Source organism: Acetivibrio mesophilus (assembly GCF_004102745.1).
Lineage (GTDB): Bacteria > Bacillota > Clostridia > Acetivibrionales > Acetivibrionaceae > Hungateiclostridium > Hungateiclostridium mesophilum.
In genome coordinates this window covers 353,921-366,465 of record NZ_RLII01000001.1, presented here as the reverse complement: position 1 = coordinate 366,465, position 12,545 = coordinate 353,921, and the positions used below count along the sequence as shown (strand labels likewise).

Here is a 12,545-nt window from a genome sequence, read left to right as displayed (position 1 = left end):
ACAAAGTATAACACCAAACAAAAGTCTGGTGTTATACTGGAGGGTTTGAATATTTACTTTTCATTTCATGGAGCAAATCTATAATTATCTCGGCATTTTCTTTTGCCATATTAAGGGATACTATTAATTTATCATAAACGGATACAATATCCTCACTTGCAGTTGGTGTATTCAATAATTGTTCTATGTTGGCTTCAGGGTTTTGGGTTATTGTGTTCATCATTCGTAAAATTGCCGAAAGAGAGTAGTTGGCACATCGAAGTGACCTGATAATTTTTAACTTTTGAATATCCTCATTGCTGTAAACACGATAACCGTTTTCACTGCGTTTTACTTTAAGCAGTCCATTCATTTCCCAATTGCGAAGTGTGTCCATGGTGACCCCTAAAGTAGTTGATACTTCTTTACGTGTCAAGAACACTGTATTTTCTTGAGTTAGTCCTTGCAATAGTTCTTTAGTAATCTCAACCGCTTCATTTGCATTATCAATTTCTTGCTTAACAGCTTGAATATATTGATGTGTTAATTGAATTGCTTTATCATATTGCTTATTTGCAGATAATTTTACGACCTCTATAATTCTTTTCCTAAGACCATTTTGCAATACCTCAATTTGGAATGCTGTACGAGCTATCTTAAATTGATAGATATGAATATCTGTAAAAACCCTATAGCCATTCGGTCTTCGTAAAGGTTTCGAAATAAGTTCTAATTCCTCATACATTCGCACTGTATTTGGATGTATACCGATTATCTTTGCAATTTGACTTGTTGTATATGTGTTTTCTATAATATCACCAACTTTCAAAATACACCGCAATAGTGCTGTTTCACCCATATTTTATCACACTTGAGTCTTACAGCAAAGGTAGTTTGAGCAATTGAGCTTACCCATTCATAACCAAAAGTTGCACTTAATTGAATATAGTATAAATTCGTAATATAATATTATTGTAGATATAAATGGAAAAATGTACTCGTTTATTAGGAGAATGGCCTTGTATATAAAAAAGAAATCTTTAATGACACTATCTATATTAATTGTTCTTTTCATAGTTATTGCTACTGTCTTAGCTAATTCCATAAAGATAGACAGTGTCAAAGCTGTCTCCGATGCATCTATAAATATAAGTTTATTTTCAGCAAGATTTTTTAATATAAATATCAACGGAATAATTAATGAGGAAAGTTTGATTAGATACAAAATCCTTCAGTTTTCTAAAGATGAATTAACAAGTCCTGTAGAGATAACATACAATAACAATAGTTATTTATTAACTTTTGATGAGGAAGGGATTAGTTTTTTTACGATTGAAGGAACAAAGGTAAACAGTGTTGAATTCGAAGAAGGAAGGATTATCAGTAGCTGTATATCCGATCTTGACAATGATAAAAACAGCAAATTGGTATTACTGACTTCAAAGAAGAATAGAGAATATGCAGATGAGATGATAGTTTATAATTTTATTGAAAATGTTCAAAGTAAAGAAAATATTTCGCTTGAAGAAGTATACAGATTTGCATGTGAGGATCTGAATCCTTGGAAGGTTCAAACCTGCGATGTTGATGGGGACGGTAAGCTAGAAATATCCCTGGGAGTATATAAAACTGCCCCCTTTCATCCTGAAATGGCAAAAAGGCCTTTTATTTATGACTGGCACAAAGGCGGCATAGCTCCAAAATGGAGAGGTTCGAGGCTTTCAAGGCCTTTTGAGGATTATATATTTGCGGATATTGATTTTAGCCAAAGCGATGAACTTATATCTATTGAGTATCTTTCAGACGGCAATAAAGCTTTGGCATCATATAAGTGGAAGGGGTTTGGCTTTGAACGAAATGCAGAGAGCGAAAGCTTTACCGATATTAAGGAATTAAGGAAGGGATGTTGGATAGAAGGTCAGGGATATGAAATTGAAGCTTTTGTTAAGGCCGAAAAGAATTATAAATGGGAAACCTTTGTTTTAAAAGATGGGGAGCTCAAAGTGAAAAAAGATTAGAGGAGGAAATAATTATGCTAGGTAAAAGAGTATTATGTTTAGCACTTGCACTTTTTCTGTTCGCAGGTACAGTTGGATGTTCCAATAAAAATGAAACGGATCTACCAAAAGAAACACCATATACAACGGAGGAAAAATCTCCAGATAACACGCAAAATAGTCTTGAGACTGTTTTCAAACCTTCTTTTATTGATGAGAGGGACAGGAATTACTCTACACTGGAATGGTCCCCTATAAATTATGAAAAAAAGGTTAAGCCCTATAAAATAAACAAGGACTTATCTAATATTAAAAATATTGATCAATTCGGTGAGTTTACCCCGGAGCAAAAAGAACTGATTACCAAAAATGGCTTTGTGGTTGTAAACTCCAATGAAGAGCAGTTGTTTTATATTTATGAAAGAAATGAATACTTGAAAATCCCAAGCTTTGTGACAACGGATTCTGTTTTGCAGGTGTATCATTTATTCTTTGATTATTCTTTGAGAATACTGGAATATGAAAAGCTTATGGATCCCCTCAATCAATTGACCTCTAACATGATATTAAAGTCAAATGACCTTTATAAAGCTACTAAAGACGAAAAATTAAAAGAGTTGCTGATAAAAAACATTGCATATTTTACTGTGGCCCAAAAGGCTTTAGGGCTGGAAAACAGTATACAGATTCCGGATGAAGCTAAGAGACTGGCAGAGTCTGAATACCAATTGATAGAAAAGGCAGAAGGAACTTCAAAGTCACCGATATTCGGTTTTGAACTCGATTACAGTCAATACATACCAAGGGGTCATTACACAAGAAATGAGGAATTCGAAAAGTATTTTAAGGCCATGATGTGGTATGGTCAGGCACCCTTCCCTATATATAAAAGAGGTTCAGGAAATGAAGAACTTGATCTGGATTCGGTTATGCGGGTATTATTAATTACGTACTGTGCCTTTTCAGATGTTGATGGTGTAAATAACATAGAGCTTTGGGAAAAAATATATGATCCCACAGTTTTTTATGTAGGAAGTACCGATGACCTTAATTTGTATCATTTAAAAGACCTGATAATAAAAGTATACGGCGATGAGCCCGATATTGAAAAATTCCTTAACAAAGAGTATATAGATAAACTTAATGCTGAAGCAAAGAATTTGCCTTCTCCCCGGATTCAAGCTAAATATACTTCAACGGATACGCCTACAGATATACAGTTTAGGTTCATGGGGCAAAGATATATTCCCGATTCCGAAATACTCCAATCTTTGGTAGAACCGTACAAAAGGCCATTTCCCAAAGGACTTGATGTAATGGGAGTTCTCGGTTCTGAAAGGGCTTATGACCTTCTGATAAACAGGTATAAGGAAAACGAAACATGGAGTGATTATTCAAAGGAATTTAATAAATTAAAAGGCAATTTTTCAAAAATCAGCAATGATACATGGCAATCAAACATGTACTATGGATGGTTATGGACATTAAAACCCCTAATAAGGCAATTTGGTGAAGGGTATCCTTCTTTTATGACAAATACAGCATGGGAAGACAAATCTTTAAGCACAGCCTTAGGAAGCTGGTCACAACTAAGGCATGATACAGTTTTATACGCAAAACCCAGCGGTGCAGAGTGTGGAGGAGGAGAAGAACCTCCTGTTGTAAAGGGTTATGTAGAGCCTAATATAGAAGTCTATGAGAGACTGCTGTGGTTGACCAGGTTTTCGAGAATGAATTTAACAGAAAAAGAAATACTTCCCGATGAGTTGAAGAATAAGATGCAGCATTTTGAAGATCTTCTTGAATTCTTAATTACATGTTCGGTTAAAGAGTTAAGAAACGAAGAACTATCAAAGGAAGAATATTATCAGCTTCTTATATACGGCGGAACTCTCGAATATATTTCTACATCCCTTGTGGAAGGTTATAAGAGCTGGTATGAAATCACTTCAGAAACCGATAGAAATATGGCTCTTGTTGTTGATGTTCACACTGCTTACGGTAACTGTCTTGAAGTTGGTGTAGGACCGGCATCACAGATATTTGTTGCAGTACCTATAGGCGATGAAATATATCTTACGAGGGGAGCAGTGTTTAGTTATTATGAGTTTGTAAATGACAAGAGGTTGACAACCGAAGAATGGCAAAATATGATTAAGGAAAGCCGTCAACCCGCCCAACCTGACTGGACAGATTCTTTTATAAACGGTGAAAAGCTAGAAATCCCTGTTCCATTAGAGCCGTATAGCTCAGGGTGTTAGGATATGAAAAAGTATTTGCTTGTTCTATGTGTGTTTTTACTAGTGTTGGTTGCTTCTCTAGCAGCAATATTCAAGGACGAACCTGTAAAAATAGTTTTTGTCGGTGATATACTGCTAGCCAGGGGCGTGGGTGAGAAAATTGAGACCAATGGATATGAGTATCCTTATGATAATATAAAACGGATATTGAAGGATTCGGATATCACTATAGGCAATTTGGAATGCGCTATCTCATCAAGAGGAACGCCCGCCCTTAAGAAAGAAAGCCTTCTGTTCAGGGCAGCACCGGAAAATGCTGCTGCCCTGAAGGAGGCAGGCTTTGACGTGTTAAATCTCGCCAATAACCATACCATGGACTTTGGCAGGGAAGGATTAATGGACACCGTTGACTTTATAAACAGTGCCGGAATTAAAACCTTTGGAGCAGGCAAAAACAGAGAGACTGCAGGAAAACCGTTATATATCAAAGTGAAAGGTACTGTAGTCGGGTTTTTAGGGTTTTCGGCTTTTCCTTCCGAAGGCTACTTCTTTCTTGAAGATCAGCCCGATGTTGCACAAGTTGACATAGAATCCCTCGGTGAGGAAGTAAAAACTGCAAAAGAGAACTGTGATGTATTAATAGTTTCTTTTCACTGGGGAAAAGAGTTCGATTTCTATCCTGTTGAAAGTCAAAAATCAGCAGCTCATATTGCTTTGGATAACGGTGCGGACATTATAATAGGACACCACCCCCATGTACTTCAAGGGGTAGAGATTTACAACGGCAAACCGATATTCTACAGCCTGGGGAACTTTGTTTTTGACCGGCAGATTCCAAGGGGTACCGATGAAACCGTTATGCTAAAAGTTGAAATAGAAAAAAGCAAAATAGGAAAAATCGAACTTGTGCCGCTAAAGATTATCGATTGTCAGCCCACTGAGGCTGGTTTTGATGATGGTGTAAAAATACTTGAAAGATTGAAGTTATTCTCTGAGGGTATGGGATCAGATATCGACATAAGAGATTCTAGAGGTTATATTTCATTACCGCTTTTCGATAACTAAATATTAAGATTAATAGCATCTACACATTAACCTATGAATTTAGAAAAATAAAAACAAGGTACCTGTTAAACAAATTATAATGAGAAATTCGTGCCATTGCGATATATGTAAAATAAATACAGTAGAGTAGAATTTAAGTATACGTAGCTATATTATCAATAATCAGTTTAGTTCATGTTTTCTGGGATTGATTGTATAAGTAATAATTGGTATAATATGTGTTATTAGAAACACAGGGATAATTCGCTAGTTTTCAGTTATAATGGAACGCTTGAAGCACTGGGCTATTAGTTTGCACTTTTATTATCTGAATCACATTATAAATAAAATTTTAATAAAAGGGGTGATCATTTATGAATATTAAGAGAATTTTAGTTATTCCAATAATGGCTGTTGTACTAATTGTTGCAGCTACTATTAGTTACAGTCATATAAGTGGGAATACAAATAAAGAATCATATGAAGCGAATGCAGAAATTTCAATTAAGTCAAGCTTTAGAATCAAGTCGAGCCAATATCAGTTTCAGCATCGATGATAGGTGATGAAATTGATTGGCTGAATAACTCTGATTTGATTGTAAGGTTAGAATTAACGAGCTTAGATTCTACTGACTATTTGGAAGATTCCTTTTTTGGACAACTTGAATATAAAATTTATAGTGCCAAAGTATTGGAAACATTTAAGGGTAAATGCCCCAAAAATATTAAGATAAAAATAACTCAATTAGCATTTATTACTGAAAATACTGTTTCTGATATTATTCTCGGACGGGAGTATATCCTCCATTTATACAAAACTCCTGAAGAATATGGAGATAATACCTATTCTATTAATACCTCCAAGGAATTTGTATATGAATTGGTTGAAGATAGTAATAATAAAAATGAAAAGGTATTTATGAGGGCAATCTCAGAAAATCCCCGCTATAAAGACTTAGGATTAAAAAGCAAACTGACTTTAAAGGAATATAGAAAAGTAATACAATCTATAATTAAAAAAGGACCGAGGTACAAAGAAACAGCTTGAAAAGGCATTCGGTAAATACAGTTGATATTTAATTTTCAATAATTTAACTTCGGGTTTTTCTAAAGTTTTCTTTATTTCCTCTTACCCTTCATATACAACATGCTCAGTTGTTCCATAATATTATCGGTTTACACTGCCGGGTTGGTCTCCGGCACATAATTTACTTATAAGCCAATTATTTAAACTTATTTTAATACCGCACATTTGAGAGAAAGGCATCTTTTCGATATCGGAGGAAGGGAGTATACCGATTAGTTCCATCAGAACGAAGCGTTACCTTTTACTCTTCGTTGTCAAATATCGGTTCAACATACTCTTTTATGAATTTTATTCTATCCTTGACCTTTTGCACAAAAAGAGAAGCAATAGAAACTACTATTTTTTTCTTTGTGTTGACATAAATCACATTTCCTCCATCTCCCATAGCCGAAAATCCATTCTCATTCTCTACCCACCATAAAAATCCATATGGTAAATTAAGTTTTTTTCCACCGACTATGCTCTTTTGTACTCTCATCTATCCATCTTGAGGATACAATTTGCCTTCCATTCCACATACCACCATCTAAGTATAATTGGCCGATTTTTGCCATATCCGTAGCAGATAGCGTAAGCCCTCACCCTCCTGCATTTACTCCAGTTGAATCCGCAACCCAGCCGCTAATATTTATAGCATTATTAAATGCAAGTTGTTCCTCTTTGCTATGAAAGATTACATTTTTCTCAACAGTAATTCCCAGTGGTGAGAATAAATATTCTGTTGCGAAATCCAACACAGATTTCCCCGTTGATTTTACAAGGATTCCGGTCAAAATATCCGGTCCTATGAGGGGAGTGTATCTGAATTTTCCTATCTGTCCCCTACCTCCCAACAAATCAAGCGAAAATTTTACCCAGTCATCACTTGTAAAATACTTAATATATGGTACAAAAAACTTATATTTATATGGAGCTGTCATCGTCAGCAAATTCTTAAGTGTAACATTCTGTATCGTTTTTTCTCTTGTTTTAACTGTATAATCCGGGAAAAAATCCAGTACTTTCTGGTCGATACTTTTTATGTACCCTTTGTCCATGGCAATCCCAATCAATATGGAAATAATACTTTTTGTTACTGAATAAACATGGATTCGGCTAGTAGCAGTGCATTCATTAAAGTAGTTTTCATATAGTGTTTTACCGTCTTTTAATATAACTATACCCGCAATATTGCTATATTCGTTGTTTATCTTCTTTTCGAGCTCTGTTATTTTTTCTTTATTCATATAATTTTCCCCTTTGTTATTTATCGTCTTATATGCTATTTCTCGGTGTAATTATTTGACACTTTCTTTTTGACAGGATAATAAATTTCAGTTATAAGCTCACTTTCCTTCGAAACTTGAGAAGGGTCAGTTACATATACTTCATATAGGGCATTGCTGGATTCATAACCTTCCTTTTCTGCCCATTCACGCTGTTTAGCATATACGGAAGATAGGTTGGAATAAGAACCATATAGCACTGTTTTTAGGCATAGTCCCGGGTGAAAATCCCTTGAACCTGTAACATACTCCTTTACCGGAATAGCAAATTCCGTATCTAAGCCCAGTGGAGTAAATTCTGCACTGTGAAAAAGCACCATTGGTGGTGCAATCATAGTTAATTTGTCGTCTGCAATTCTTCTAAACAGTGCACTAAAGCAATTTCTATATTCCTCAGCAAAATCAAATTCATGAACCATTTTTCGAATAAATAGAAGGTACATCATTGGTACTTCTACAAGTTGGACACCAATACTATCCATATATGACATAATTGATTTGCCCTGTTTCAAATTCAATATATCATTATTTAATTGGTCTAATGTTTTTTCATACTCTTGTACTTGCTTCTCAATTTCTTTTTTCTTTTGGGTAAGTGCCAAATAAATCTTTTCGTCCTGCGATTCTTTCGATTCAAGTATTGCTTTAATTTCTTCTAAAGAAAAATTATATGATTTTAGACGGTTGATAAACAACATCGTTTCTAATTGATCTATAGAATAATATCTATAACCGTTTTCAGGATTGATTTTATTAGGCAGAATTAGACCTATTTCAGCATAATAACGAAGTGTCTTTGCAGTCACTTTGCATATATTTGAAAACTCTCCGATAGATAACATAACTTATCCTCCTTTTAGCAAGTCCCATAACACCCACCTTTATCTTACACCTTGCCCTAAGGGTAAAGTCAACGGATAAATTCTGCAGACGGCGGTTCTGGAAACATACGTAACCCAAATATGCACCAATACTATTCATCCGATAAGATCAGTTTTTGACGGCATATAATTGCCAGCATTTCATTCGCAAACTGTCTGGCAAGCTCCATGTCTTCCCGCATTAGCTGATTTGATTTGTAGCAATCTAATGCCCTAGAAATAAGGAAATGATATTTTCGGGGTAAATGCGAAACTCCCCACTCCCCCGCTGACTGCTTTGAGAGGTATAAATTATCTTTTATAAATGCCAGAACTCTGCATAGATTAAGGATCATATAAATAGGTTCCTTTGTTATTTCTTCACTTGCTCCTTTTACATCACACCAGATACTATCAATATAATCCTTCTTCGGTACCTCTTCGAATACATGTTCAATCATTTCTCCATACAGCACAATTCCATATTTATTTATGACGGTAAAATGGGCTGCGAGGTCTTTATCCATACCTTTCATACTTTCCACATAGTTTTCAGGATTATCTTTAATCCACTGTAAATACATCGGTGAAAAATGTAATTCAAAAGGTGTTGGATACACAAAGGGCTTGCAAAATTCTCTCTTTACAATACTGATTTCCAACCCTTTTGCAGGGCCTTTCTCATTCAACTTCACAAACTGCTTTAAAAACTCTATTTTTTGCACATTCCTAATGCCATCTTCAATCACTATAAGTAAGTCAATATCACTCTTTTCAGAATTAAAACAATTCATGGCCATAGAACCATGCAAATAAATCCCGGTCAGTTTTTCGCCGATTATACCTCTACTCATGGCAGTAAATTCATCAATTAATGTTTGATAAAACAAATATGCCTTTCCCCCTTTATAGACTTGCTGCCCTTTTAAATATTTCTCTTGAATTATCTGTATCACAGCATGTAGTAAAGTATACGCAATGAAAAAGGCTCCTACCATTGCTGATAGATGCCAGATAAACTGATTTTTATTTTGCTATAAATTTTGTATATCATATATTATAGTCCTTACGAATATTTGAGAATGGGACATAGTACCTGTTCATCCGTCTCAGGTTATGAAAAATCTCTCAATCTCCTTGCTAATGAATACGGTATGATTTGATCAGTCTCTGTCTCAATATAAGCAGCTTCATTATGCATGTAATCAACAATTTCTTTAGTTTTAAAATTCTTAAAATACGATGCAACTTCATCTAATACAGATATCTCCTCAAACGTAAACTTCGAAAGATTGATTTCCTCATTCGGACAGATTTTATAAGATATAAAATCGTCAAAATATTCTTCAACAACTTTAACCGCAGGTAGATAAAGTAATTCGTTATAAGCTATAGGAACCGCTCCAAGAGGTAGATGTTTATAAACCAATCCTGTCATAGATGTACCTTCTCGTTTAAAATACAGTGCATCTGCATACCATAATAATTTCATCAATTTTACCTTATATAGTGATTCAATATATTGTGCAAAGTAACCAATAACTGCATTAATTTTCTCAATGTCAAGCAACTTATAACCGTTATAGTCTGACTTAACATCATATTCTATATAAGCATTCTTAATTTCTTGAATCTTCAAAAGAGTATTGCCCTGTAATCTGATAACATTATTAATACTTGTCTTGATTTGCTCGAATCTATCAATTTCAAACTTTTCTTTATGCTTTTTTAACATCTCTAAAGCATATGCCGGGTTAGTTTGAATCATCCTCATAATACTGTCATATGTTTCGTCTTGTATTAATTTCTTCTCGTACCTTCCAATAGTAACATCTCCCCAACCCAAAAGGCATGAAAACTCCTTTTGAGTTAATCCATACATTCCTCTAATCTTTTTAATTTCTTCAGAGGTCAATAATCCCTTACTTGTCCTGTAAGCATCTCTAGCCCTCAATAAGTTTTCGTCCATAATTTTGCCAGGTACAAACTCTTCATCTTCTTTTGGACAATAATATACTATTTGCTCATATTCAACTAATCCATCCTTGATTTTCGCTTTCGATATTTTCTTTTTAACTCGTATACTATGTTCTTCATCACAAAATGGACAATCATAACATATTTCCTTTAAAATACTTTCCTTCATAATAATCGCCTCTCCTTATATTAAATCCAGTAACTATTCATATGGCTTGTTCTTAACAGGAAATCTCGCATAATGAAAAGACACACAAAAAACTTTATTTTTTCTCTTATCTCTTATTTTAACCTTTATATAAACATCTTTTTTCTTAATCGTCTTACTAAAAACCCAAAATGGAGGTCGAGTAGCATCTCTATCATCTTTTATCGTTTCCATATATTCTTTCTCATTTAATGATAATATTTCATTCTTTACATCATCTGTATCATAATCCAAATCCAACATAGTGTTCGCAGTCGTATATGGATCACTATCGTCTTCATCCTTCTTCTTGAGTAGAATATCCAATTCACAATCCTCTCTGAAGATAATATATGTTTTATTTCTCTTAAAAAAGCTGCTAGCTCTTCTATAGATGCAATATAACTATTTGGATTACCCATTAATATTTTACCTCCTATTGATTATATTATGCAATCAATTGATACTTAATTCAATACAAAATATCAATTGATTGTTACATACAAATTCATTCAATAATTTCAATAATAATTAAAAAGTAAAAAGTTCTCACTTGTACACCTTCTCCAAATCATTTTTAAAAGTTGAATACTTTCCCCTTTTTTATTAAAATTAAATAGGGAAAGTGCTTGTGAAGAGGAGGTTTTTTATGCAAAAAGTAATATTTCTTGTTGACATGAATGCTTTTTTTATAAGCTGTGAAATGACGAGAAATCCTTCCCTTGTTGGAAAACCTTCTGCAGTTGCTGGAGATCCGAAAAACCGTTCCGGAATCATATTGGCAGCAAACTATGAGGCTAGATCCTTTGGCGTGAAAACAACAATGGTTATCCACGAAGCCCTAAAACTCTGTCCAAACCTACATTTAGTACCACCGGATCATCCTTTTTATGAGTCAAAATCCAAACAAGTTATAGCTATATTATCAAATTATTCTCCTATTGTTGAACAGAATAGCATTGATGAAGCCTGGCTAGATATGACCGGCACAGAAGGATTGTTTGGAACTCCGCTGGAATCTGCAAAAAAAATTATGAACGAAATCAAGGATAGTCTTGGACTTTGGTGTTCAATAGGTATTTCTGAAAACAAGTTTCTTTCCAAGATGGCCTCAGAATTGAAGAAGCCCATGGGAATTACTGAACTCTGGAAACATGATGTTCCGACTAAACTTTGGCCTCTCCCAATAAAGGCAATGTATGGAATTGGTAAGAAAACTGCCGATAAACTTAATCTGTTGGGTATACAGACTATTGGTGAGCTTGCAAAATGTGATAGAAAGCAACTCACTAAAACCTTTGGAAAATATGGAGATGAACTTTATTTACATGCAAACGGTCATGATACATCATTAATAGAACCTCATTGTGCTGGAGAAATGAAATCAATAGGCCGGTCGACAACTCTTCCTGAAGATATTAATGATATTGAAAAAGCTAAACTGATTTTATTAAAACTTACTGACGATATTGGTATGACAGCAAGAAAATATGGAAAAAGAGCCCGTACTGTACAAATAACACTAAAATACTCCGATTTTAAGGTTGTCACCAGGCAAAAGACTATATCGCCGACATTTGCAACTAACGATATTTATCAAGCCGGCTGTGCTTTGCTTGAACAGAATTGGAACAAGTTTCGTCCCGTTAGATTAATCGGCATAAGCATCTCAGGTTTTGATGAAGATAATGCTATGGATCAGTTATCGCTTTTTGACTTTTGCGAAGATATTTGCGTGGATAATATAAAAAATGACAAGCTTGAACGAATCGACAAAGCTATCGATAAAATACGGACAAAACATGGTATTAATAAGATAAGCCGTGCATCATTGATAAATAAAAAGGGTTCCAACTCTAAAAGCTATATTGAACGCATATAGTAAATTGCATTCATGAATATGCGTTAT

The 12,545-nt window shown here is 34.4% G+C and carries 10 protein-coding genes and 1 pseudogene; 5 read left to right on the top strand and 6 right to left on the bottom strand.

Features of this window, described 5'->3' with window-relative positions; translation table 11 throughout:
- Positions 1-31: 31 nt before the first annotated feature.
- Positions 32-838, bottom strand: a complete 807-nt coding sequence (locus EFD62_RS01790) for a MerR family transcriptional regulator (RefSeq protein WP_069194573.1) — start codon at positions 836-838, stop codon at positions 32-34.
- A gap of 160 nt (positions 839-998) precedes the next feature.
- On the opposite strand from EFD62_RS01790, the gene EFD62_RS01785 reads away from it, so the two are divergent.
- The 4 genes from EFD62_RS01785 to EFD62_RS01770 all read left to right on the top strand — a co-directional run bounded on the left by EFD62_RS01785 (position 999) and on the right by EFD62_RS01770 (position 6,308).
- Complete coding sequence (locus EFD62_RS01785; protein WP_069194574.1) at positions 999-1,997, top strand: hypothetical protein; 999 nt, start codon at positions 999-1,001, stop codon at positions 1,995-1,997.
- 14 nt (positions 1,998-2,011) lie between these two features.
- A complete protein-coding gene (locus EFD62_RS01780) occupies positions 2,012-4,237 on the top strand; it encodes a DUF3160 domain-containing protein (RefSeq protein WP_069194575.1) in 2,226 nt (741 codons plus the stop codon).
- Positions 4,238-4,240: 3 nt separating this feature from the next.
- Positions 4,241-5,281 (top strand): CapA family protein, encoded by a 1,041-nt coding sequence (locus EFD62_RS01775; protein WP_069194576.1) that lies wholly within the window; start codon positions 4,241-4,243, stop codon positions 5,279-5,281.
- Between the two features lie 532 nt (positions 5,282-5,813).
- Positions 5,814-6,308 (top strand): hypothetical protein, encoded by a 495-nt coding sequence (locus EFD62_RS01770; RefSeq protein ID WP_128705653.1) that lies wholly within the window; start codon positions 5,814-5,816, stop codon positions 6,306-6,308.
- 280 nt (positions 6,309-6,588) lie between these two features.
- On the opposite strand, the pseudogene EFD62_RS01765 reads toward EFD62_RS01770, so the two are convergent.
- The 5 genes and pseudogenes from EFD62_RS01765 to EFD62_RS01745 all read right to left on the bottom strand — a co-directional run bounded on the left by EFD62_RS01765 (position 6,589) and on the right by EFD62_RS01745 (position 10,963).
- Positions 6,589-7,573 (bottom strand): annotated as a pseudogene (locus EFD62_RS01765) (serine hydrolase domain-containing protein).
- 35 nt (positions 7,574-7,608) lie between these two features.
- A complete protein-coding gene (locus EFD62_RS01760) occupies positions 7,609-8,454 on the bottom strand; it encodes a MerR family transcriptional regulator (RefSeq protein WP_069194579.1) in 846 nt (281 codons plus the stop codon).
- Positions 8,455-8,585: 131 nt separating this feature from the next.
- A complete protein-coding gene (locus EFD62_RS01755; RefSeq protein ID WP_128705652.1) occupies positions 8,586-9,362 on the bottom strand; it encodes an aminoglycoside adenylyltransferase domain-containing protein in 777 nt (258 codons plus the stop codon).
- A 224-nt stretch (positions 9,363-9,586) separates the two neighbouring features.
- Positions 9,587-10,618, bottom strand: coding sequence for a type II TA system antitoxin MqsA family protein (locus tag EFD62_RS01750; RefSeq protein WP_069194581.1), 1,032 nt, complete (start codon positions 10,616-10,618; stop codon positions 9,587-9,589).
- A 33-nt stretch (positions 10,619-10,651) separates the two neighbouring features.
- Positions 10,652-10,963: a type II toxin-antitoxin system MqsR family toxin gene (locus tag EFD62_RS01745; RefSeq protein ID WP_069194582.1), complete on the bottom strand. Its 312-nt coding sequence runs from the start codon at positions 10,961-10,963 to the stop codon at positions 10,652-10,654.
- A 322-nt stretch (positions 10,964-11,285) separates the two neighbouring features.
- Between EFD62_RS01745 and EFD62_RS01740 the strand changes: the two genes are divergently transcribed.
- On the top strand, positions 11,286-12,518 hold the full coding sequence (locus tag EFD62_RS01740) for a DNA polymerase IV (RefSeq protein WP_128705651.1): 1,233 nt from the start codon (positions 11,286-11,288) through the stop codon (positions 12,516-12,518).
- The last annotated feature ends 27 nt before the right edge of the window (positions 12,519-12,545 follow it).